Annotated in this window: 20 protein-coding genes; 13 read left to right on the top strand and 7 right to left on the bottom strand. The window is 72.9% G+C overall.

Annotation, left to right across the window (positions count from 1 at the left end; genetic code table 11):
- The first annotated feature begins 60 nt into the window (after positions 1–60).
- Complete coding sequence (locus FHS38_RS16355; RefSeq protein WP_184734295.1) at positions 61–984, top strand: esterase/lipase family protein; 924 nt, start codon at positions 61–63, stop codon at positions 982–984.
- A gap of 163 nt (positions 985–1,147) precedes the next feature.
- Here the strand turns inward: FHS38_RS16355 and FHS38_RS16350 are convergent, their stop codons facing one another.
- Complete coding sequence (locus FHS38_RS16350) at positions 1,148–1,795, bottom strand: hypothetical protein (protein ID WP_221495087.1); 648 nt, start codon at positions 1,793–1,795, stop codon at positions 1,148–1,150.
- A gap of 108 nt (positions 1,796–1,903) precedes the next feature.
- Positions 1,904–3,292 (bottom strand): APC family permease, encoded by a 1,389-nt coding sequence (locus FHS38_RS16345; protein WP_184734293.1) that lies wholly within the window; start codon positions 3,290–3,292, stop codon positions 1,904–1,906.
- Between the two features lie 233 nt (positions 3,293–3,525).
- Between FHS38_RS16345 and FHS38_RS16340 the strand changes: the two genes are divergently transcribed.
- Complete coding sequence (locus FHS38_RS16340) at positions 3,526–4,710, top strand: isoaspartyl peptidase/L-asparaginase family protein (protein WP_184734292.1); 1,185 nt, start codon at positions 3,526–3,528, stop codon at positions 4,708–4,710.
- A gap of 139 nt (positions 4,711–4,849) precedes the next feature.
- Here FHS38_RS16340 and FHS38_RS16335 read toward each other — a convergent pair whose 3' ends face one another.
- Positions 4,850–6,055 (bottom strand): ABC transporter substrate-binding protein, encoded by a 1,206-nt coding sequence (locus FHS38_RS16335; protein ID WP_184734291.1) that lies wholly within the window; start codon positions 6,053–6,055, stop codon positions 4,850–4,852.
- A gap of 392 nt (positions 6,056–6,447) precedes the next feature.
- Here FHS38_RS16335 and hppD point away from each other — a divergent pair, with 392 nt between their 5' ends.
- Genes hppD through FHS38_RS36080 form a run of 5 tightly spaced genes read left to right on the top strand, consistent with a single transcriptional unit; the run spans position 6,448 to position 11,984 of the window.
- Positions 6,448–7,572, top strand: a complete 1,125-nt coding sequence (gene hppD / locus FHS38_RS16330) for a 4-hydroxyphenylpyruvate dioxygenase (RefSeq protein ID WP_184734290.1) — start codon at positions 6,448–6,450, stop codon at positions 7,570–7,572.
- 2 nt (positions 7,573–7,574) lie between these two features.
- Positions 7,575–8,780, top strand: a complete 1,206-nt coding sequence (locus FHS38_RS16325; RefSeq protein ID WP_184734497.1) for an alpha-hydroxy acid oxidase — start codon at positions 7,575–7,577, stop codon at positions 8,778–8,780.
- The gene (locus tag FHS38_RS16320; RefSeq protein WP_184734289.1) at positions 8,777–9,715 is read left to right on the top strand and encodes a phytanoyl-CoA dioxygenase family protein; all 939 of its coding nucleotides are present in this window, start codon (positions 8,777–8,779) and stop codon (positions 9,713–9,715) included. Before FHS38_RS16325 ends, FHS38_RS16320 begins: the two co-directional genes overlap by 4 nt.
- Positions 9,712–11,040 (top strand): aminotransferase-like domain-containing protein, encoded by a 1,329-nt coding sequence (locus FHS38_RS16315; RefSeq protein ID WP_373301767.1) that lies wholly within the window; start codon positions 9,712–9,714, stop codon positions 11,038–11,040. The genes FHS38_RS16320 and FHS38_RS16315 overlap by 4 nt, the downstream gene beginning before the upstream one ends.
- Entirely contained in the window at positions 11,037–11,984 is a 948-nt protein-coding gene (locus FHS38_RS36080; protein WP_184734288.1) for a DMT family transporter, read from the top strand. Before FHS38_RS16315 ends, FHS38_RS36080 begins: the two co-directional genes overlap by 4 nt.
- Before the next feature lie 499 nt (positions 11,985–12,483).
- Here the strand turns inward: FHS38_RS36080 and FHS38_RS16305 are convergent, their stop codons facing one another.
- Positions 12,484–13,386, bottom strand: coding sequence for an MBL fold metallo-hydrolase (locus tag FHS38_RS16305; RefSeq protein ID WP_184734287.1), 903 nt, complete (start codon positions 13,384–13,386; stop codon positions 12,484–12,486).
- Positions 13,387–13,563: 177 nt separating this feature from the next.
- Positions 13,564–15,156, bottom strand: coding sequence for a serine/threonine-protein kinase (locus FHS38_RS16300; protein WP_184734286.1), 1,593 nt, complete (start codon positions 15,154–15,156; stop codon positions 13,564–13,566).
- A 526-nt stretch (positions 15,157–15,682) separates the two neighbouring features.
- Between FHS38_RS16300 and FHS38_RS34855 the strand changes: the two genes are divergently transcribed.
- From FHS38_RS34855 to FHS38_RS16270, 6 genes are all read left to right on the top strand, one after another.
- A complete protein-coding gene (locus FHS38_RS34855; protein WP_221495066.1) occupies positions 15,683–16,687 on the top strand; it encodes a helix-turn-helix domain-containing protein in 1,005 nt (334 codons plus the stop codon).
- Positions 16,688–16,797: 110 nt separating this feature from the next.
- A complete protein-coding gene (locus tag FHS38_RS16290; protein ID WP_184734285.1) occupies positions 16,798–17,031 on the top strand; it encodes a hypothetical protein in 234 nt (77 codons plus the stop codon).
- Between the two features lie 89 nt (positions 17,032–17,120).
- Positions 17,121–17,693, top strand: a complete 573-nt coding sequence (locus tag FHS38_RS16285; protein ID WP_184734284.1) for a MauE/DoxX family redox-associated membrane protein — start codon at positions 17,121–17,123, stop codon at positions 17,691–17,693.
- A gap of 70 nt (positions 17,694–17,763) precedes the next feature.
- Positions 17,764–18,306, top strand: a complete 543-nt coding sequence (locus FHS38_RS16280) for a thioredoxin domain-containing protein (RefSeq protein WP_184734283.1) — start codon at positions 17,764–17,766, stop codon at positions 18,304–18,306.
- Positions 18,303–20,234 (top strand): ABC transporter ATP-binding protein, encoded by a 1,932-nt coding sequence (locus FHS38_RS16275; RefSeq protein ID WP_184734282.1) that lies wholly within the window; start codon positions 18,303–18,305, stop codon positions 20,232–20,234. Before FHS38_RS16280 ends, FHS38_RS16275 begins: the two co-directional genes overlap by 4 nt.
- Complete coding sequence (locus FHS38_RS16270; RefSeq protein ID WP_189222270.1) at positions 20,234–20,701, top strand: S26 family signal peptidase; 468 nt, start codon at positions 20,234–20,236, stop codon at positions 20,699–20,701. The genes FHS38_RS16275 and FHS38_RS16270 overlap by 1 nt, the downstream gene beginning before the upstream one ends.
- Before the next feature lie 18 nt (positions 20,702–20,719).
- Here the strand turns inward: FHS38_RS16270 and FHS38_RS16265 are convergent, their stop codons facing one another.
- Complete coding sequence (locus FHS38_RS16265) at positions 20,720–21,325, bottom strand: DUF4865 family protein (RefSeq protein ID WP_184734280.1); 606 nt, start codon at positions 21,323–21,325, stop codon at positions 20,720–20,722.
- A 10-nt stretch (positions 21,326–21,335) separates the two neighbouring features.
- Positions 21,336–21,953 (bottom strand): TetR/AcrR family transcriptional regulator, encoded by a 618-nt coding sequence (locus FHS38_RS16260; protein ID WP_229821971.1) that lies wholly within the window; start codon positions 21,951–21,953, stop codon positions 21,336–21,338.
- Positions 21,954–22,021: the final 68 nt, after the last annotated feature.

Genomic DNA, 22,021 nt, shown 5'->3' with positions numbered 1-22,021 from the left:
CGTTGAAGATCATCCGTTCTTGATGAAGTCAACGGGGTTCACATGTCTTTGATACGTCCTTTGCGTTCCTTCCTTCTGGCCGCCACCGCGGCCTGCGCCGTGGCCGGGCTCACCGCCGCCCCCGCCGCCGCGGCGCCCAGACCCACCGGTGCGATCGGCCTGGACCCGCAGACCCTCGCCGCCGTGGCCAAATCCCTTCTCACCCCCGACGCCGCCCCGGAGGGGGCCAACGACTGGGACTGCAAGCCCTCGGCCGAGCACCCCCGCCCCGTCGTCCTGGTCCACGGCACCTGGGCGAACGCGCTCAACACCTGGGCGTCGCTGTCGCCCAGGCTCAAGAAGGCCGGCTACTGCGTCTACACCGTCAACTTCGGTGCCCCCGCGGGGTCCGTGATCAAGGCGAGCGGACCGGTCCCGGAGTCGGCCAAGGAAATCGCCGCTTTCGTCGACAAGGTGCTCGCCAGGACCGGCGCCGACAAGGTGGACATGGTCGGCCACTCGCAGGGCGGCGGCCTGCTGCCGCGCTGGTACCTGAAGTTCGAGGGCGGCGCGCAGAAGGTCAACCACCTCGTCGGTGTCGCCCCGAGCAACCACGGCACCGACCTGAGCAGCCTCCTCAACCTCGGTGAGTCGCTGAAGCTCATGGGGATCGTCGGCAAGTTCGCCGGCCAGGCGGCCATCGACCAGACCCGTGGCTCGGACGTCACGCGCAAGCTGGACGAGGGCGGTGACACCGTGCACGGCGTCACGTACACGACGATCGTCACGACCAACGACCGGGTGGTCACCCCGCACACCAACCAGTACCTCACCGCCGGCGCGGGTGCGACGGTCACCAACCACACCGTCCAGGACCACTGCCCGAGCAGCTGGGTCGGCCACGCGGGCATGACCCTCCACCCCGCCGCCGCCCAACTGGTCCTCTCGGCCCTCGACCCGAACGACAAGGGCAAGCCCGAGTGCGGCATGTCGCTGCCGTTCTGACCCGGAAAGCAGCCCTCTGACACGGAAGGCGACTCTCTGGCCCGGAAAGTGGCTCTGATCCGGAAAGCGGCTCTCTGATCCAGAAGGAAGAAGGAGGCGGGAACGGCTCTGGCCGTTCCCGCCTGCGGCGTGTTACGGGCGGCCCCCGCGCGGACGGGGCCGGTCAGCCCGGTCCGTCGGCACCGGGAGGCGGGCGCAGGGGCTCGCTGATGGACAGGTCCTCGTCGAGCTTGGCCGCCAACTCGGCGCCGAGGGACGGGGCGTACCGCTCGCCCCACCGCTCCACGACGGTCAGGAAGCCGGTCAGATCGTCCTGCACGGACCGCAGCAGCGCGGTCAGCCCGTCCTTGGTGACCTCGACGGGCTGCCCGGCGGGCGGGGCCGGGGCGTCGCGGCCGTCGGGCCACAACTGCACGACCGGGCCCGCGTGCTCCACGCGCGGCGACGGGTCGTGCCCCAGCCACAGCTCCTCGCCGTGCAGGAGGTCGAGCCACTCCCGCCAGTTCTCCAGGCCGCAACAGCAGCCGGAGGAGACCGACACCCCGCTGGCGGTGTCCCGCACCCGCAGGCCGCCCGGCAGGAGGGTGCAGTCGGCCGCGAGCGTACGGCGTATCAGCTCGGGCGCGTCGGGCGCGCGGGCGTCCTCGTCGGCGAGGGCCGCGCCGTTGAACCCGGTCCACACCGCGATCGCGGTACCGACCTCCAGGGGTGACAGCCGCCCGGAGAGCGCGAGAGCCGGGCCGGCCGACGGATCGGCCACGGGCCACAGGGTGAAGTCGGCGGAGTCGTAGGTCTCCAGGACGGCGTCCATGATCAGCACGGACACAGTGTCACCCCGAACGGCGGTGCGCGCCTCCCCATTTCACGACAAGCCGAAACTCCTTGCCGGAACGTCCGCCGCCCTCGCGGTACGCCTCCCTCATGCCCGGCCGGACCGCCGTGCGCCGCCGAGCGCGATCCTGTTCAGCGCCCACAGCGCGACACCGATCACGAGCAGCACCCCCGCCCGCACATAGACGTCCGCCGGGCGGTCGGCCAGCGGGCTCGCCAGGGTGAGGGCGGTGACCGCCCCCAGCACCGGCAGCGCGGTGGGCGCGCGAAAGTGATGGTGCGTCACCCGGTCCTTGCGCAGCACCAGCACCGCCACGTTGACCAGCGCGAAGACGCACAGCAGCAGGAACGCCGCCGTGTCGCCGAGCCCGGCGATCTCACCCGTCGACGCCAGGGCGACGGTGAGTACGGTCGTGAAGACGATGCCGACGACCGGCGTGCGGCGGCGCGGCAGCACCCGGGCCATGGCGCGCGGCAGGATGCGCTCGTTCGCCATCCCGTAACAGAGCCGGGACGCCATCATCAGGTTGATCAGCGCCGAGTTGGTGACGGCGAAGAGCGCGATCAGCGCGAACAGCCTCGGCGGGAAACCGGCCCAGCCCACCCGCACGACCTCCAGGAGCGGACCGGAGGAGCCCTGGAGCGTGCGGTGGTCGACGAGCAGCGAGGAGACGAGCGCGACCAGGACGTACACCGTGCCGGTGACGGCCACGCCCAGGAAGATCGCGCGGGGAAAGGTGCGGGCCGGATCCCGGGTCTCCTCGGCCATGTTGACGGAGTCCTCGAAACCGAGGAACGCGAAGAACCCGAGCGCCGTCGCCCCGAGCACACCGGTGAGCGCCGCGTATCCGGAACCGCCGGTGTCGAACTCGCCGAGGCGCGACGGCTGCCCGTCGCCCGCGAGCACGGCGAACACGCCGATGCCGATGACGAGCAGCAGTCCGGACAGCTCGACGAGGGTCAGTACGACGTTGGTCCGCACCGACTCCGAGACGCCGCGCAGATTGAGCACCGCCAGCGCGAGCACGAAGACGACCGCGACCAGGGTCGGCGGCAGGTCCACGAACTCCGCCATGTAGTCACCGCCGAACGCGCGGGCCGCGGCGCTCGCCGACGCCAGGCCCGAACACATCACCATGAAGGCGATGATGAACGTCAGGAAGGGGACCTTGAACGCCTTGTGGGTGTAGAGAGCCGCTCCGGCGGCCCTGGGGTACTTGCCGACGAGTTCCGCGTACGACGCGGCGCTCAGGATCGCCACGAGGAAGCCGATGACGAAGGGCAGCCACAGCGCGCCGCCGATCTTCCCCGCCACCTTGCCGGTGGTCGCGTAGATCCCGGTGCCGAGGATGTCGCCGACGACGAAGAGCAGCAGGAGCTTCGGGCCGATGACCCGCTTGAGCGGTGAGCCGCCCCCGTCGGCCGGGACCGGGGGAGGGGCACCGGGGGGTGCCCCGGAGGGTCGAGGTATCCGCATGGCCCACGGCCTACCCGCCGTGGCGCGTGCCGTACCGCCCGTGCCGCGCCGGGCCGTGCGAGGGGCCGCGCAACACCGGGTGACCGGCCGATCGTGCGTCGTTCCCGGCCAACTCGCGCGCCGGTCGTTCCGCCCCGGCACCCGCCTGGGCACGGTGAGTCCGGCCCGTTCCCGGCAGAGAGGCGGCCCCGGCGGCGATGCCGCCGTGCCGCCGCGGAATTCGAGGAGAGCCCATGCGTGTGCGGCCGAGACTGTGGATCGTTCCCGTACTCACCGTGCTGGTGGCCGTGGCCGCCGCACTGCCCGCGTTCTCCCGGGCCGGCTCCGGGGCGGCTCCCCGGGCGGGTGCGGCGGCCTCCGCGAAGGCGGGGGAGGCGGCGAGGCCCGTCGCCCGTGACGTCGTGCTGGCGGTGCACGGCGGCGCGGGCACCGCGCTGCACAGGGAGACCACCGACCCCCGCAAGGAGAAGGCCTATCGTGACGGGCTGGCGGACGCCCTGAAGGCCGGCCGCCGGGTGCTGCGCAACGGTGGCGACAGCGTGGCCGCCGTCGAAGCGGCGGTGCGCTCCCTGGAGGACAACGAGCTGTTCAACGCGGGCCGGGGCGCGGTGTTCACCGAGGACGCGGGCCACGAGCTGGACGCGTCGATCATGCGCGGTTCGGACCTGGCGGCCGGTGCGGTCGCCGGGGTGCGCAGCGTGCGCAACCCCGTCTCGGCCGCCCGGCTCGTCATGGAGAAGACCAAGCACGTGATGCTGGCGGGGGAGGGCGCCGACGACTTCGCGGCCCGCAACGGCCTGCCGACCGTGACCCAGGACTACTACTGGACGCAGCGGCGGTGGGACGAACTGGCGAAGGCCAAACACCCCGCGAAGCCGAAGACGACGAAGGAAGGCAAGAGCGGTGGCGCCGCCGAGGAGGAGATCACCGGGACCGTGGGGGCGGTCGCCGTCGACCGCGGCCGGGACCTCGCGGCGGCGACCTCGACCGGCGGCATGACCGACAAGATGGTGGGCCGGGTCGGTGACTCGCCCGTCGTGGGCGCCGGCACCTACGCGAAGAACGGCACGGTCGCGGCGAGCGCCACCGGACACGGCGAGGTCTTCATCCGCGGCGCCGCCACCGCCACCATCTCCCATCTGATCGAGTTCGGCGGCCGGGACGTGGCCTCGGCGGCGTACGAGGTCGTGGTCGGGCGGCTGCCCGAACTCGGCGGCACGGGCGGGGTGATCGCCCTGGACCGGGAGGGCACGTTCGCCGCGCCGCACAGCAGTGAGGGCATGCTGTACGGCTATCTCACCGAGGACGGCGACATCGTGACGCGGGTGTTCCCCGACGAGTCGCCGTCCGGCGGGTCTGCGGCTGCGGCCTCGTCCGTGCCGCCGGGCTCAGCCGGAACCATTCCGTCCGGCGATTGAGGACACCGTCGCGCAGCGGCGGTGCGGCGCCACGCGTCGCAGCGGCCGCAGGCCGTCCGCGCTGCCTGCGGCGGCGAGCGCCCTGTGGGCGCGTCCTCAAGCGCCGGACGGGCTGGGGTGTGGCTGGACCGAGCTCGGCTCAGCCGCAGGGCGCCACGGTGAGCTCGGCGTCGACGGCGATCGAGGGGAAGCGGGTGTTGGTGACCAGTGCGAGTTCGTGCGGGTGATCGCGGCCGGGCTGCCACTGCCCGCCGATCAGCGGCAGCAGCGCGATGTTCGGGGTGGGCCCGGCAGTGAAGTCGATCAGTCCGGCGACGGTGGGCAGCCTGGTGCGGCCGACGGCCGCGGCGACGGCCTGCCGGTCGGTGGGGTCGTCCGCGGTGGCCAGGGCGTGCGCGGCGACCTCCACCAAGGCGTGGGCGAGCCCGAGGGGTTGCAGCCACGGCCTGCCGGTCTCGCGCTGGTAGGCGTCCGCCAGCTCCGCGGCGCCCGTTCCGTCAAGGGAGGAGGAGAACGGGTGGCGCGGTGTCCAGTAGACCAGGGTGGCGATGTCGGTGCCCGCCAGCGCGTCCGCCTGGGCCCGGTCGCGCGGGTAGGCGAGCCAGCGGGAACAGGTGACCAGCCGCGGCCGCAGCCCCGCCTGCCCGGCCTGCCGGTGGAACAGCGTCAGGTCCTCGACGGTGGCCGCGCTGGTGACGATCTCCGCCCCGGCGTCGACGAACCGGCGGATGTGGTCGGCGAACGTGACGGCCGGCTCCCGGTAGCCGCCCGGGTCGATCAGCCGGTGGCCGCGGGCGGCCGCCACGGGGGCGAAGCCGTGCACGGGATGCCGGAGGAACTCGCCCTGGACGTCGTCGTTCCACAGACAGCCCACCGTCCGCCGGTCGCCGACGCGCTCCCACATCTCGGCGAAGACCACGGCGATGTCGTCCAGCCCCCACGCGAAGTGGTACGTCCACGGGAAGGGGCGTTCCGTGTCACCGCCCCTGCCGAACACATAGGCCTGCCACGGGAACGTGGTGGACACACAGGGGACACCCAGCTCCGCGCAGGCGTCGGCCACGGCGGGAAGCACGCGCGTGCCGGCCATGGTCACCACCACCTGCGCCCCCTCCTCGCCGACCAGCTCCGCGACCGCCTGCCGGGCACCCTCGGGGTGCGAGCGGCTGTCGCGGGCCGCGAGCCGGAGCGGATAGCGCCGGGAACCGCCGTCAACCGCCGTCAACCGGGGTGCCAGGCGGCCCAGGACGAAATCGAGGGGATCCCCTAAACGAGCCAGCCGCCCCGAGCGTGGGACGACCGCCCCGATGCATAAACCTTCGTCTGTCCGCCGCTGCCCAACCATCGAGTCGGCCTCCCGGATTCCGTGCCGCCGTCAGCTTCAACGTCCCACGATCGAAGCCATGTTCACGTACCGGGGACAGATCCGAAAGAGGTGGTCCGGGGGATCCGGCACTCGTCGCCGCTGGGTCCCCGGGTGTCGGGCCCGTGTCAGGCCCGAGCAGACCTGGCCGGAAATCACCCTTGCCTCGTTGTCGGGGCAATGACAAGGATGATCTTTGTTCGGCATTGGCGACTCCCATCCCGTAATGCCGTTCGTGACAGCGGGCCGCGTTCTCGTCGAGGCTCCTCGGCCGACGGCCCGCGCCGGCGGCAGGCTGTGCGGGGCGCAACGCCGCGTCCCTCACCCGTGCGGCGCCGTGCCCGACCCCCCATCGCACGACAGAGGTGAAAGTCATGACAGTGCACGCTGTCGACCACGTCGGACTGCAGGTAGCCGACGCCGCCGAGGCGGCCCGCTACTTCTGCGAGGCCTACGGATTCCACATCGAAGCGGAGGCGGGGCCCGGGACCGGGTTCACCGACGGACACTCCCTCGTCCTCGCACACGGCGGCGTCCGCCTCGTCGTGACGTCCGCCGGGGACCCGGGACAGCCCGGCGCCGAGTTCGTCGCCCGGCACGGCGACGGCGTGCGCGACGTCGCCTTCTCCTCCACCGACGTCGCCGCCGACTTCGCCCGCGCGGTCGCCGCCGGAGCCGAGGCCGTCCAGGAACCGCGGGTCTTCGAGGAGGACGGGGCCGGACGGGTCGTCGTCGCCGTCATCGGGACGCACGAGGGCCTGCACCACTCCCTGGTCCAGCGCGACACCCCGGACGGCGCCTTCCTGCCCGGCCGCTACCGCCCCCTCCCCGTGGAGACGTCCGGCGAACCGGCCGCCCCGCTGCTCCGCAGCGTCGACCACCTCGCCCTGTGCCTGACGCCCGGCTCGCTCGACACCTGGGTCTCCTTCTACGAGCAGGCCCTGGGGCTGCGCCACACCTACAACGAGTCGATCAAGGTCGGCGGTCAGGTCATGGACTCCAAGGTGGTCCAGGACGAGACCCGTGGCATCACCTTCACCATGGTCGAGCCCCGGGCGGAGGGGAAGCGCGGCCAACTCCACGACTTCCTCGACAACTTCGGCGGCCCCGGCGTCCAGCACATCGCGTTCGGCACCGACGTCATCACCGACGCCGTGCGTAGCCTCTCCGAGCGTGGCGTGGAGTTCCTCTCCACCCCGGCCGAGTACTACAACGGCCTGGCCGGGCGGGGCATCGACGTCGGCGTGGACACCGAGGTGCTCCGCGAACTGAGCCTGCTGGTGGACCAGGACGAGTGGGGACACCTCATACAGATATTCACCCGGTCCCCCTACCCCCGGCGCACCGTCTTCTTCGAGCTCATCCAGCGCGTCGAGGCCCGGACGTTCGGCAGCGGCAACATCAAGGCCCTCTACGAGGCCGTGGAGCGGGAGCGCACCCGCGCCGCGGGCCCCGACGAGGCCGAAAGCCCGGCCCCGGCCATGACCGCGGCCCGGTGAGCATGCCCACCGAGCCCGAGTCCGACCCGGGGACGGCGACCGCCCCGCCGGCACCGGTCACCCTGGACGACTACCACACCGCCGCCCGCACCCTCGTCGACCCCGCGGCCTGGGGCTACATCGAGGGCGGCAGCGGCGCCGAGACCACCCTGCGGGAATCCGAGGCCGCCTACCGCCGCTACCGGCTGCGGCCCCGGGTCCTCGTCGACGTCTCCCACTGCGATCTGCGCACCACCCTGCTCGGCAGCCCCGTCGAACTTCCCGTCGCCATCGCGCCCATGGCCTACCACGGGCTCGTCAGCCCGGAGGCCGAGCCCGGCACCGTCCGCGCGGCGGCCGCGGCCGGGGCGCTGACGGTCGTCAGCACGTTCTCCGGAACCCCGCTGGAAGAGATCGCGGAAGCCGCCGCGGGCGCCCCGCTGTGGATGCAGCTCTACGTCTTCCGGGACCGCCCCACGACGGAAGCGCTCGTACGGCGTGCCGAGGCGGCCGGCTACCGCGCGCTGGTCGTCACGGTGGACACCCCGCGGGTCCCGCGGCGCGCGCGGGACCTGCGCAACGCCTTCAGCCTGCCGCCCGGCATGGTTCCGGCGAACTTCGACGACCACCACGCGAGCGGACTCCAGCAGGCGTCGAACGGGGCCTCCGTGATCGGCGCGCACGCCGCCCGGCACCACGACGCGGCGTTCAGCTGGGACGACCTGGCCTGGCTGCGCTCGCTCACCACGCTGCCGCTCGTCCTCAAGGGCGTACTGACCGGCGAGGACGCGGCCCGCGCCGCCGAGCTGGGAGTCGAAGGCATCGTGGTGTCCAATCACGGCGGCCGTCAGCTCGACGGCGCCGTCCCGGCCCTGGAGGCCCTCCCCGAGGTCGTCGCCGCGGCCGCCGGCCGCTGTGAGGTCTACGTCGACGGCGGCATCCGCCGCGGCACGGACGTCCTCACCGCCCTCGCCCTCGGCGCCCGCGCCGTCCTGGTCGGCCGCCCCGTGCTGTGGGGCCTGGCCGTCGCGGGCTCCGCCGGTGCCCGGGACGTGCTGTCGATCCTGCGCGCCGAACTGGAGGACGCCATGGCCCTGTCGGGCCGCCCCGACCTCGCGTCCGTCGACGCCGGTCTCCTCCGGTCCTGCGACACCCCCGCCACCAGCCCCGCCGCCCCCCTTTCCACAGCCCCTCACCGCACCCCCAGCAAGGAGAGCACCCACCGATGAGCACCGCCGAAGAGCTGACCTCGGCCGCCGCCGCTGCCTTCGACCTCGGCCCGGCCGACCGCGAACTCCTGCCCACCGCCGAGGACGTGGAGTTCTACCAGGAGCACGGCTGGTTCCTGACGAAGCAGCTGCTCACCGACGCCGAGGTCGACGAACTCCACGAGGCCAGCGAGCGGTTCTACGCGGGGCACCGCGACCGTACCCTGCCCGTCCGCCCGCCGCGCCTCGCGTACTGGGAGCCCGAGCAGGGCGACGTGCACCGCCACAACGACTACATCTTCTACGAGGACGACACGATCCGGCGGATCCTGTCGAAGCCGGTCATCGCCGCCACCGCCGCGCTCATCGCCCGCACCGAGCAGATCCGGCTGTGGAACACCACCCTCATCTACAAGCCCCCGCGCCCCGAGGACGCCCGCAACATCGTCCCGTGGCACTTCGACCGCCACTACTGGCAGACCTGCAGCTCGGACGAGATGCTGACCGCCTTCATCCCGTTCCACGACTGTGACGAGGAACTGGGCACCATCACCATGGTGGACGGCAGCCACACCTGGCGCGAGATCCCCGCCGGCGACTCCGTGACCCGCCACTTCGCCGAGCGGGACCGCTCCGAACTGGAGGACATGCTCAAGGAGAACGCCGACTTCAACGGCGTCGAGATCCGCAAGATCCCCATGATCATCCCCAAGGGGCACATGAGCTTCCACCACTGCCGCACGTACCACGGCAGCGGGCTGAACACGAGCGACCGCCCCCGCCGCGCCATCAGCCTGCACCTCCAGGACGGCGCGAACCAGTGGCGCCCGTACCCGCTGTCCACCGGCGGCAACGTGGTCTACAACAACGACGTGCTGGTGCGCCAGGACGCCGACGGCAACCCCGACTACACCGACCCCGAGTTCTGCCCGGTGCTGTGGGAGGACAAGCGGTGACGGCTGCCACGACCGACGGCGCCGGGGCCGTCCTGCCGCTCGGCGAGCTGCACGGCTCGCTGGCCGACCCGCTCATGGAGGTGATGAACTTCCTCAACGAGATCACCCTCCGCTACCCGGACGCCATCTCCTTCGGCCCGGGCCGCCCCTACGAGGGCCTCTTCGAGGTCGATCGGATCGGTGAGTACCTCCAGGCCTGGACCCGGTACCTGGCCGAGGACCTCGGCCAGGGCCCCGACCAGGTGCGCACCACCCTCTTCCAGTACGGGCGCACCAACGGCCAGATCCACGGGCTGATCGCGCGGACGCTCCACAACGACGAGGGCATCGACGCCGACCCGGCGAGCATCGTCGTCACGGTGGGCTGCCAGGAGGGCATGCTCATCACCCTGCGGGCCCTGTTCGCCGGGCCCGACGACGTCCTGCTCGTCACCGACCCCAACTACGTCGGCATCATGGGCGCCGCGCGCGTGCTCGGCGTCGAGACCGCCCCCGTCACCGAGGACGAGGGCGGCGTCGACCTCGACGCGCTGCGACGCGTGATCCACTCGCTGCGGGCGGCGGGAAAGCGCCCCCGGGCCCTCTACACCGTGCCGGACTTCTCCAACCCCTCCGGCACCTGCATGCCGGTGGAGCGCCGCCACGAGCTGCTCGCCCTCGCGGACGCGGAAGACCTGCTGATCCTGGAGGACAACCCGTACGGGTTCTTCACCCGCACCGACGCCGTCCGGCCCACCCTGAAGGCGCTGGACACCCGGCGCCGGGTCGTCCACCTCGGCTCGTTCGCCAAGACCTGCTTCCCCGGCGCCCGCGTCGGCTATGTGATCGCCGATCAGACGGTGGTCGCGCCCGACGGCCGGCACACGCTCCTCGCGGACGAACTGTCCAAGATCAAGAGCATGGTCACGGTCAACACCCCGACGCTCAGCCAGGCGCTCATCGGCGGCATGCTCGTCACCCACGACTGCCGCCTGCGCGAGGCCAACGCACCGGCCATCGCGTTCTACCGCGACAACCTGGACGTGCTGCTGGAGTCTCTGGAAGCACACTTCCCCGCCGCGCTGCGCGAGCGCACCGGCATCCACTGGAACGCTCCCGAGGGCGGCTTCTTCCTCACCCTCACCCTGCCGTTCCCCGCCGACGACGCCCTGCTGGAACTCTCCGCCCGCGAGCACGGCGTCCTGTGGGCCCCGATGCGCTACTTCCACACCGACGACTCCGGTGACAACCGGCTGCGCCTGTCGTGCAGTTACCTCTCCCCGGAGCAGATCCGCGAGGGCGTCTCCCGGCTCGCCGTCCTGGTGGAGAAGGGCCTGGCGCAGTGAACGGCGTGCTCTACGCGGTGACCGTGGTGATCTGGGGCTCGACGTGGCTGGCCATCAAGGGCCAGCTCGGCGAGGTCCACCCCACCCTGTCCATCTTCTACCGCTTCGCGCTCGCCGCCGTCCTCATGCTGGCCTACGCCCGCGCCCGCGGGCTGCCGCTGAAGTACCCCCTGCGCATGCACGCCCGGTTCGCGCTCATGGGCGGGCTGATGTTCTCGGGCAACTTCGCGTGCTTCTACTTCGCGGAGCAGCACCTGGCGACGGGGCTGGTCTCCATCGTCTTCGCCATGTCCCTGCTGATGAACATCGTCTTCGCGCGGCTGTTCTTCCACCGCCGGGTGTCCCCGGTCGTGCTCATCGGCGGTGGCATCGGCCTGCTGGGCATCGGCACGGTCTTCTGGCCGGCGCTCGCGGACTTCGATCCGGACTCCGGCAACGGGCTGGGCACGGTGCTGTCGATCGCCGGAACCCTGGTGTTCTGCCTCGGCAACGTCGTCTCCGGCAAGGTGCAGGCGCAAGGCGTTCCGGTCGTGCAGAGCACCGGCTGGTCGATGGCCTACGGTGCCGTGCTCATCGCCCCGTTCGCCGCCGTGCTCGGCCACGGCACGCTCTACGAGCCGACGTGGAAGTACACCGGCTCGCTGCTCTACCTGGCCCTGATCGGCTCGGTGATCGGCTTCGGCACCTATCTGACGCTGCTCGGCCGCATCGGCGGCGAGCGGGCCGCGTACGCGACGGTGCTCTTCCCGATCGTCTCGCTGCTGCTGTCCACCGTCTTCGAGGACTTCACCTGGTCGGCGCGGGACGGGCTGGGCGTCGTCCTGGTGCTGATCGGCAACGCCGTGGTGCTGGCCGGCCCGAAGCTGCTGGCCCGCCGCCGGGAGCGCGATCCCGCGCCACCGGGCCGCAAGGCGGCGGAGGCGAGCGCGAGCGGAGGCAAATGACAGCGGCGGCCCGAACGGGCCGCCGCTGTCCGGCCGTCGGCCGCCGCGCGACCGCCCAGCCCTCTTGCCAGTCGACGTTGCCGACCCCCGTGCCGCCACCGCGGGTGGCGGAGGAGCTACCGGAACCGCCGGGGTCCAGCGTCCGCCACGCGCCGACCTGATCCGGCCACCACCCGCAGACCACCACGAGCCGGTGTTGTCGGTGCAGTTCGCCCTGCCGGTCCAGCCGTCCCTGTCGGTGGTGCACGACAGGACCTCGGCCATCGGCGACCACGAGCAGGCCGCCCGGCTCATGGGTGCCTCGTACCAGCTCCGCCGGACGATCGGCGTTTCGCTCGCGGGGCTGCTTCCCCTCCACGACCGCCACGTCGAGGCCGAGCGCCTCGTGCGCGGTGCCCTCGACGCACGGGTTCACGCGGCTGACTTCGCCGAGCCGCCGCCCGTGACGCCGTGCGGCTCGCGCTGGACACGGGCCGGTGAGCCGCGGTGGCCCGGCCGTTCACCATCGGAGGGCGGAGAAGTCGACGGGCCGGGGACGCAAGTCCCGGGTGCGGACCGTCAGCCGTTCGAGCCGCCGGGACATCTCCGCGGCCGGGAGCCGCTTGCGGTCCCCGTGACCCGGCAGCAGCCACTCGAAGCGCAGCCGGGCGGCGGTGCGCGCCAGCGAGGCGGCCAACTCCTCGATGGAGTACCAGACGACGCTCTCCGCCACCTCGATGTCCGCCGTCGTCCGTGACCAGTAGAGACTGTCGCCGCTGAAGCAGTACCGCTCGTCCGCGACGTAGAGCACGCTGCCCTCGGTGTGCCCGGGCAGCGGATACGCGACGACGCCCCCGGCGATCTCGACCGGGTCGGTGCCGCGCAACACGCGGTCGGCGTCCGGCGCGGCGTCGAGGTCGCCTTCGTGGATCCACAGCCGGGCTCCGAAGCGGTCGGCGTAGCGGCGCCCGTGCGCGACGTGGTCCCGGTGCGTGAGCAGGACGTCGGTGACCGGGCCCAGCGCCTCGTACCGCGCGGCCAGCGGCTCGCTCCAGCGGGGCGTGTCGACCATCATCGAGGACCCCGAAGGGCGGCGCAGGAGATAGGAGTTGGCCCCGGCCGTGTGGGTGGAGTTGTGCCCGCACAGCAGGACACCCTCGTCGAGCGCCAGCGGGAAGGGGTCCAGCGCCGGGTCCAGCCTGCGGGCGGGGTGCCGGATCGAGCGGGTGGGGCAGGCGTACGCGGCCGCGTGCAGCAGACCGTCCTCCGCCGCGTCGCGCGGCTGGCGGAGGATCTCCGAGCGGCCGTCGACCTCGCCGATCAGCGTCGGGGCGAGCTGCCGGGCGACGTCGCAGTTCGTACAGCGGTCGTCCACGTACCAGCCCTCGTCGCCCTCGGGTGTCCCCGACGGTGCGTTGCCCATGGTGAGGTTCCTTTCCAGGGTTCTCCGGGTGGTGGGGGCGGCCACCGGACCGGCCGCCCCCACCCAGAGGTATCCCGGGCGGCGAGAGGAAAGGAAGGGGGAAGCCTTCTTGTGGTTTGCCGCCGGACCGCATCTCTCCGCCGCCGAAGCGACGGAGCGAAAAGCGCAGTATGCACCTTATGGGCGGGTGCAGCGGCCGGTGCTGTTGCCCGTCGTAGTGCCCGTGGCGGGAAGACACAGGGCGTCCCGGTCGCCCGCGCTGTGGCTCACGTACCGGCCCACGCACGCGTTCCTGGTGGTACGGCCGTGCTCCGCACACCAGTTGACGGCGGCGGACCCGTCGGCGAACGGTCCGGGGGCGTAGAAGACCCAGTAGCCGGGGTTGAGCGAGGCGTAGTCGTCGCTGCGCAGCATGACCGCCTCCGGGATGCTCTCGCGGACGGTCGCCAGCCGCCGGTCCCGGGTGGCGGTGCCGGTGGAGACGGGCTCGGAGTGGAGCTGGGCGATCCAGGTGCCCGCGGGCCCGGCCGGGGGCGGCTCGGAGGCGCGCGACGGGGTGGGGGAGGGCGAGGGGCGCTGCGGGGCGGGGCTCCCCGCAGCGGAGGCGCGCGGGGTGGGGCTCCGGCCCGCGGTGCCGGGCTCGCCGTCCCCCGCCGTGGCGGGGGAGGTCCTGGTGGCCTGCCCGGCGGCGGCCCGGTCGCCCTCGCCGCCGCCGGGTTCGACGGCGAGATAGACGCCACCCGCGAGGAGCGCCGCGGCGACGGCGGCGGCCACCACGGCCAGTGGTCCGCGCCGGGAGCGGGGCGCGCCAGGAGCCATGGGCCCGGTGGGGCCGGTGGGGTCGGACGAACCGTTCGTGACCGTCGGCAGGGAGTGCGGAGGCGTGGCCGGCGGCCGGGCGCCGTCCCACCGGGTCGGCGGATGGGCGGGTGCCGCTTCCGCCCGCGCCAGCAGCTCGTCCAGCCGCGCGCCGTCGGGCCGCGCGGCCGGGTCCCGTACCAGCAGGGCCGTCAGTACCGGCGCCAGCGGCCCGGACCGGACGGGCGGTGGCACCGGGTCGTCGAGAACGGCGGCCAGCGTGGCGAGCGTGGTGGCCCGGCGCAGCGGACTGATGCCCTCCACGGCCACGTACAACAACATGCCCAGCGACCAGAAGTCGGAGGCCGGGGTCTCCTCGGCACCACGGACGCGCTCGGGGGCGATGTACTCGGGCGAGCCGATGAGATCGCCGACCGCCGTGAGGGCGGTGGAGCCCTGGAGGGCGGCGATGCCGAAGTCGGTGAGGACGGCCCGGCCGTCCGCGCGCAGCAGGACGTTCGCCGGTTTCACGTCGCGGTGGTGGATGCCGGCGCCGTGCGCGGCGCGCAGCGCGGAGAGCACGTCCCGGCCGACGCGGGCCGCCTCCTGGGGCGGCAGCGGGCCGTGCGCGAGCCGGTCCTGCAGACTGTCGCCCGGGAGCAGCTCCATGACCAGCCAGGGGTGCGGGTCCTGGGCCACGATGTGATGGATCGTCACCACATGGGGGTGGGAGAGCCGGGCGAGTGCCCGCGCCTCCCGCAGCACCCGTTCCCGCAGGACGCGCGTGGCCTCCGGGCCGGCGGCCGCCGACCCCGGGTCCGGCGACCGCACCTCCTTGAGCGCGACCTCGCGGTGCAGCGCGAGATCACGCGCCCGCCACACCGTCCCCATCCCCCCGCTGCCGAGCCGCTCCAACAACTCGAAGCGCCCGTCGATGATCTGCCCGCTCTGCCCACTCGCGCCCCCGGTCATGGCGCCAGGGTAAGGGCTGCCCCCCACCGCGCACCCGCTGACCGCCCGGTAACCCCGCCTGGTGGAACGCCGCTCGGGCGAGGCGCCGCCGTCCCCGGGACGGCCGACGGAAGGGGGACTTCGGTCGGCTTCCGCCGAGCTGCCGTTCCCCGCCCCCGCCGAACGGACCGACGCGGGAGCGGTCGCGTCCGGCCCCGACCGTGCCGGCCTTCCATCAGCCCTTGGCCGCATACCAGGACAGAAAGTGGCGGAACGCGGGGTGAGGCCTGTCCGGGACGCGTCCCGGACAGGCCTCTTCGTGTCCAGGGGCGTTCCTTCCCGCCAACCTGGAGACGCCGGTCCCCTTCTTGGGGCGTGCGCGACACAACCACCCCTGCCCCCTGCCCAGGAGGGAAGCATGCGTGTGCCCGAAAGACCTCCACCCGCCGTACCGGTGCCAGGTGATGCCGAGCGGGTGGCCACGCCCTCCCTCGAAACCCGTCACGAGCCCGGTACTCACGACGAACGGCTCCGGCCGCATCCAGCGGTGCTGGACGAGATCACCGGGCTGTGGCACGTGTCGGCCCCGCAGACCGACGGCACGACGCGGCTCCGCGCGGGCCTGCGGGCCCTGCACCTCGGTGACGTGTGGGTCGCGGCACTTGCGTGTCCGCGGGCCGGCTTCGCCCGCACCGTGCGGCTCATCCGCCGGTGCGATCCGCAGGCCTTCCACGTCCTGCACATGAGGAGAGGCCAGGCCACTTTCAGCGTCGGGCGGCGCCACACCCGGGTCGGAGCCGGGCAATTGATGCTGGTGGACAGTTCCAGCCCCTACAGCGGACGGTTCGACGACCCGGGCGGGGTCCACTCCTTCGTGATCGTCCAGTTCTCGCGCGCCGTGCTGCAGTTGCCACCGCGCACCGCGCAACGCCTCCACACCGTTCCCGTTCCCCTCGGGCCGGGTATGGGCGGCGCGCTGTCGCGGTGGCTGGCGGACATCACCGGCCGTGCGCACGAGTTCACGCGGGCCGACGGCCCCTTCCTCACCGACGTCACCACGAGCCTGGTCGCGTCGGTGCTCCGCGGGGCGGTCGACCTTGCGGAGGGCCTGGACCCCCACGACCGCAGACGAGCGCTGCGGACGCAGATCCGGCAGTTCATCCGCCAGCACCTCGCCGATCCGCTCACCCCGGAGGGCATCGCCGCGGCACACCAGTTGTCCCGCCGCTCCCTCTACACCCTCTTCGAGGAGGACGGCCAGACCGTGGCTGCCTGGATCCGGCAGGAACGGCTTGAGCGGTGCCGATGTGATCTTGCCGATCCGCTGCTGGCGGGGCAGCCGATCCACTCCATCGCCGCACGCTGGGGGTTCCCGGACCAGGCGCACTTCAGCCGGGTGTTCCGGTCCGTGTACGGGGCTCCGCCGCGCGACTTCCGTCGGCGGGCGGCGCCGCACGGATCGACAACCACCCCGCACCCAGGGACAACGACAGCCGTGCAGCCGCCCGGCACGCTCGTTGCCAGGGGCACCGTTCCCGGCGAGCGGCTGTGAGTCCGTGCCCCGCCGTCCGCCCGGACGCGGCCGCGCCGCGGAGCGCGTACGGGCACCCGCGCACGGCCACGGCGGGGACGGCCTTTCCGTCGATCGCGAAGGAGTGAGAGATGCGCACAAGGCTTGAGGGACTGGGCAGCAGGATGCTGGACCTGCTGGTGCCGCGGATGGAAGCCTCCGCCGCCGAAGCCGCCTGCTGGTGTTACGAGTGCGTGCAGGGCGGGTCCTCATCCGGCTGTGCGGGAACCGACCACCTGTGGTACCGGAAGCAGCCCTGCGGCGGCGGCACCTGGGTCTTCGCCCGCTGCGCGAACTGCCGCAAGGGCTCCGGCTACTGCATCTGACGGCCGTTCGTGCCGCCGCTCCGCCGTGCGGTGGGTGGTCGCCCGCCGCACGGCTCCGTCCCGCCCCCTACTCGCCCGGAGGCAGTTCGATGGAGTACCTGGTCGTGGGAGCCCGCGGATTGCTGGGGCTGGTGTTCCTGGTGTCCGTCGCCGGCAAGGTCGCCGGGCGCTCCGCGTTCACCGCCTTCGTCGCGTCCGTCCGGTCCCTGGGCGTGGTGCCGCCCGTCCTCGTCCGCCCGGTGGCCCGGACGGTGGTCGCCGGTGAGGCGGCTGTGTGCGTCCTGACGGCCGTACCGGTGCGGGGTGCCGCGACGGCCGGGTTCCTCGTCGCCTCCGCCCTGCTGGCGGCCTTCACCGCCGGCATCGCGGCGGCCGTACGCCGGGGAGCCACAGCTCCCTGCCGCTGTTTCGGCCCTTCGACGACGCCGCTCGACACCCCGCACATCGTGCGCAACGTCCTGCTCTTCGCCGTCGCCGTCGCCGGGGTGCTCGCCGTACCCGTGGCCGCCGATGGCCGGCCGGGCGGTCTGGTGGTGGCCGGGATCGCCGGGCTGTTCGCCGGGGCCGTCGTCACCCGGCTCGACCACCTGCTCGCCCTCTTCCGTCCGCTGCCCGCCTCCGCGCGTGCCGGTGCGACTGACCCCGACCACCGGTCGGTCTGACCGGTCGGCGCGGTCGACCCGTACGACACCAAGAAGCCCCCGTTCGACACCAAGCAGCCAAGGAGCCCTCATGCCCGTCCTGATCGCCGTCGTGACCCTCGTCGGAGCGCTCTGCACGCTGAACCTGGTCCTCACCCTCGGCGTCGTCAAACGGCTGCGGGAGCACACGGAGATGCTCGGATCCGTGCAGGGAGATCCGGTCCGCCTCGAAGTGGGCCAGGAGGTCGGGGAGTTCCACACGTCGACCACCCTCGGGGAGCCCTTGATGCGCGACCTGCTGTCCGGGCCCGTCCTCTTCGGGTTCTTCTCTCCGACCTGTGAGCCTTGCCAGGACAAACTTCCCCGCTTCGTCGCATACGCGCGGCACGAGCCCGGCGGCCGCTCCTCGGTGATCGCGACCGTCGTCGGCGACGCCGACGCGGCGGCCGGGTTCGTGGCCGAGCTGAGCCGGGTCGCACATGTCGTGGTCGAGGACCCCGACGGCGCGATGGGCACCGCATTGGGGATCCGGGCCTTCCCGAGCGTCCTGCGGGCCGAACGCGAAGCCGACGGCCGACTCGTCGTCGTGGACGACGACGTGGCGCTCGGCAGCCCGACCAGCCTGACCGCGTGACCGGGGCCCCGTCCTCCGCTCCCGGCCCGGGGCGGGCGGAAACGCCCACCGGCCGGGAACGGAGGACGACCCGCCGGGCGGCCCTCTCGCGCTTCCCACGGCACGCCGCGGCGGCGATCGCCCTGGCGGCCCGGGCGGCCCCGGCGGTCTTCACCGGTCATGTGCTGCTGACGCTCGCGACCGGTGCGCTCCCCGTGGCGGCCGCCTGGCTGACCAAGCTCGCCCTGGACGGCCTGACGGAGGGCGGTACCTCGACGGCCGCGCTCGTCGGCCTGGCGGCGGGACTCGCGGGCGTCGGGGTGGTGACCGCGGTGACCACGCACACGAACCAGTACCTCCAGTCGCAACTGGAACGTGCGATCGGCCTGCTGACGCAGGGCCGGCTGTTCACGGCCGTCAACGGGTTCGTGGGCCTGGAACGGTTCGAGAGCCCCGCCTTCCTCGACCGGCTGCGCTTGGCGCAGCAGGCGAGCGCCGTCGGACCCGGCCAGGTGGCCAACGGGATACTGGGACTGTCCCAGGCCGCGATCATGGTCACCGGCTTCCTGGGCTCCCTCTTCGTCCTCAGCCCCGCCATGACCGCGCTGGTGCTGGCGGCCGGGGTGCCGGCACTCGTCGCCGAACTGGTCCTGTCCCGGCAGCGGGTCCGCCTGCACTGGGACCTCGGGCCCACGGAACGGCGCGAGATCTTCTACGGCCAGTTGCTGTCGACCGTCGAAGCCGCCAAAGAGGTACGGCTGTTCGGCATCGGCGCCTTCCTCCAGGGCCGGATGCTCACCGACCGGCGCACGGCCGATGCGGCCAAGGCGCTGCTGGACCGGCGGGACGCGCTCGTCCAGTCGGGGCTGGCGCTGCTCGCCGCGCTGGTCTCCGGTGGCGGGGTGGTGTGGGCCGTCCTGGCGGCGCGGTCCGGTCACCTCTCGGTGGGCGACATCGCGATCTTCATCGCGGCGGTGGCAGGAGTGCAGGGCTCGCTCACCGCCGTCGCGGGGCACGTCGCAGGCTCCCACGAGGCGGTGATGTTGTTCGAGCACTATCTGGACATCGTCCGCTGCGAGCCGGACCTTCCGGTGGCCGCCGCTCCGGCCCCGCTGCCCGCGCTGCGGGAGGGCGTCGAGTTCCGGGACGTGTGGTTCCGGTACTCCGACGAGCACCCGTGGGTACTGCGCGGGGTCAGCTTCCGTCTGCGGCACGGGGAGGCGCTGGCGCTCGTGGGGCTGAACGGTTCGGGAAAGTCCACCCTGGTGAAACTGCTCTGCCGGTTCTACGACCCGACGCACGGCGCGATCCTCTGGGACGGCGTCGACCTGCGGAACGTCGACCCGGCCCGGTTGCGCACCCGGATAGGGGCGGCGTTCCAGGACTACATGGCGTACGACATGACGGCGGCGGAGAACATCGGACTGGGCGATCTGGACGCCTTCGACGACGCGGAACGGATCCGGGGGGCCGCGGAGCGGGCGGGCATCCACCGCAAGCTGTCCACCCTGCCCCGGCGGTACGACACGCTCCTGTCCCGCCGCTTCCCCATGACGTCGGAGGACGGCGAGGCGGCCACCGGTGTCGTGCTCTCCGGCGGCCAGTGGCAGCGGCTCGCGCTGGCCCGCGCGTTCCTGCGGGACGCGCGGGACCTGATGGTCCTCGACGAGCCGGCCTCCGGGCTCGACGCGCAGGCGGAGGCGGAGATCCAGGAGGCGCTGCGGACACACCGGCGCGGCCGGACCAGTCTGCTGATCTCCCACCGGCTCGGCTCGGTCCGGGAGGCCGACGTGATCGTGGTGCTGGCGGCGGGACGGGTCGTCGAACGCGGCGGCCACGCGGACCTCATGGCGGCGGACGGAGAGTACGCGCGGCTGTTCGCCCTTCAGGCGTCCGGCTACCGGGCGGAGGACGTCCGGCCCGGCGTCGAGGAAGCGGGCCGCCGGTGATGCGCCGTGGGTACTGGGTGGTGTCCGCCACCGCGCTCGGCCTGGCGGACGTCGCCGTGCTGCTGCGGTACGCGGTGGTCCGGGTCACCGTGCGCGGCAGCAGCATGGAACCGGTGTACGAGGACGGTGCCCGGGTCCTCGTACACCGCGGCGGCCGGATCGCGGTGGGGCGGGTGGTGGTGCTGGAGCGCCCCGGGCGGGGCGTGAGCTGGCCCCTGCCGCCGGTGGACCGCGCGGCCTCTTCCCGCGCGGTGGCGGCCCGGCAGTGGATCATCAAACGCGTGGCGGCGGCCCCCGGCGACCCGGCCCCGCTGGACCGCATGCCGGCTCTGGACCGTACGGCGGGCCCGGTCGTGCCGCCTGGTCGACTCGTCCTCCTCGGCGACAATCCGAAGAACAGTTACGACTCGCGCCATGCGGGCTACTTCCCCGTGGAACGGGTGCTGGGCACCGTAGTGGGGCGCTGACCGACGCCGCCCGCCCCGCTACCAGTGCCGGCCCGTCGGGATCGCCGTCAGGTGCGGCGACGACAGGTGCAGGACCTCGTAGCGCTCGGTGTCGGCGGTGGAGGTTCCGGGGGTCTCGGGGACGGTGTCCGCCCAGAGGGTGAAGCGCATCAGTTCCCAGTGGCGGGGGTCGAAGGCGAGCGCCGTGGTGTGGACGTCCGCACGGCGGGCCAGCGCGCGCAGTTCCTCGAGGGCCTCCTCGACCAGGGTGGCCGGGTCGGCTCCGGCGGGCAGCGGTGTGACGCTGCGGGAGGCGGCCCGGGGCGTGTTCGCGCGGGCGGGCCCCGCTTCGCAGGCGATGCCCGCCCACTGGCGGACAGCGGGGCGCCCGAAGTCGGCGATGATGCCCTGGAAGCCCCCACGGCCGACGAGGAAGTGGCTCATCGCGCCGATGTCGTCCCACAGATAGAAGGGGGCGTACTGATTGACGGGTGAGCCGTCCACGCCGCGCTCGCGGATCACATAGGCCTTGAGCCCGAGGCCGGGCCGGTCGTCGAGGGCGTGGCCGCGGGTCGCCACCCGCTCGCGGATGATCCCCATGTCGTAGTCGGCGGGCAGGGTGATCTCATACTGCATGGCGTACATGAGGTGTTCCTCAGCTCGTCTCTCGTTCACGTGTCGGTCGGGGGAGGGCGGCCGCAGGGGCCCCGGTGGCGGCGTGCGCGGCCAGCAGACCCAGCGCGCCCTTGACGGCCCGGTCGTACGGCTCCGTGGACCCGGCCGCGCGGGCGAGGACGTAACCGCCCTGAAGCACCGCCATGACGGCCGAGGCCGTGTCGGCGGGGTCGAGGCCGGCGGCCAGCTCACCGCGCTCGCGGCCCTCCGCCAGTACCTCGGTGAGGCGGCCGTGCAGCCAGTCGAAGGTCTCGTCGACGGGCCCGCGCAACGCGGGGTCGGCGAGGACCTCCGGGTCCTGGGTGAGACGTCCGATCGGGCAGCCCCTGAGGACGTCCCGCTCGCGCAGCAGATAGGCGGAGATCCGCTCGACGGCCGTGCCGGGCGTGGTGAACTGCCGCTCGGCCTGCTCCCGCAGCTCGGCGGCGGTGCGGCGGATCGCGGCGAGCGCCAGATCCGGCTTGCCGCTGAAGTGGTGGTACATGCTGCCCTGCCCGGCGCCCGCGTGCTGCTGGATGGCCTTGGGGCTGGTGCCGACGTAGCCGCGTTCCCACAGGAGTTCACGGGTGCTTTCGATCAGGCGTTCCGAAGTGCTCACAAGATCAATGTACATACTAGTAGGTACAAGATCGAGTGGCCGGGCCCCGATGAGCCCTACGGCCTAGC

This window comes from Streptomyces netropsis (assembly GCF_014203545.1).
Lineage (GTDB): Bacteria > Actinomycetota > Actinomycetes > Streptomycetales > Streptomycetaceae > Streptomyces > Streptomyces netropsis.
This window is presented reverse-complemented; position numbering and strand designations above follow the sequence as displayed.

Coding starts and splice junctions, on each gene's coding strand:
- FHS38_RS16300 (WP_184734286.1), bottom strand. CDS start 15,156: ATGACCGGGGGCGCGAGTGGGCAGAGCGGGCAGATCATCGACGGGCGC.
- FHS38_RS16335 (WP_184734291.1), bottom strand. CDS start 6,055: ATGGTTGGGCAGCGGCGGACAGACGAAGGTTTATGCATCGGGGCGGTC.
- hppD (WP_184734290.1), top strand. CDS start 6,448: ATGACAGTGCACGCTGTCGACCACGTCGGACTGCAGGTAGCCGACGCC.
- FHS38_RS16340 (WP_184734292.1), top strand. CDS start 3,526: ATGCGTGTGCGGCCGAGACTGTGGATCGTTCCCGTACTCACCGTGCTG.
- FHS38_RS16345 (WP_184734293.1), bottom strand. CDS start 3,292: ATGCGGATACCTCGACCCTCCGGGGCACCCCCCGGTGCCCCTCCCCCG.
- FHS38_RS16285 (WP_184734284.1), top strand. CDS start 17,121: ATGGAGTACCTGGTCGTGGGAGCCCGCGGATTGCTGGGGCTGGTGTTC.
- FHS38_RS16265 (WP_184734280.1), bottom strand. CDS start 21,325: ATGTACGCCATGCAGTATGAGATCACCCTGCCCGCCGACTACGACATG.
- FHS38_RS16270 (WP_189222270.1), top strand. CDS start 20,234: ATGCGCCGTGGGTACTGGGTGGTGTCCGCCACCGCGCTCGGCCTGGCG.
- FHS38_RS16320 (WP_184734289.1), top strand. CDS start 8,777: ATGAGCACCGCCGAAGAGCTGACCTCGGCCGCCGCCGCTGCCTTCGAC.
- FHS38_RS16290 (WP_184734285.1), top strand. CDS start 16,798: ATGCGCACAAGGCTTGAGGGACTGGGCAGCAGGATGCTGGACCTGCTG.
- FHS38_RS16280 (WP_184734283.1), top strand. CDS start 17,764: ATGCCCGTCCTGATCGCCGTCGTGACCCTCGTCGGAGCGCTCTGCACG.
- FHS38_RS16305 (WP_184734287.1), bottom strand. CDS start 13,386: ATGGGCAACGCACCGTCGGGGACACCCGAGGGCGACGAGGGCTGGTAC.
- FHS38_RS16350 (WP_221495087.1), bottom strand. CDS start 1,795: ATGGACGCCGTCCTGGAGACCTACGACTCCGCCGACTTCACCCTGTGG.
- FHS38_RS16325 (WP_184734497.1), top strand. CDS start 7,575: ATGCCCACCGAGCCCGAGTCCGACCCGGGGACGGCGACCGCCCCGCCG.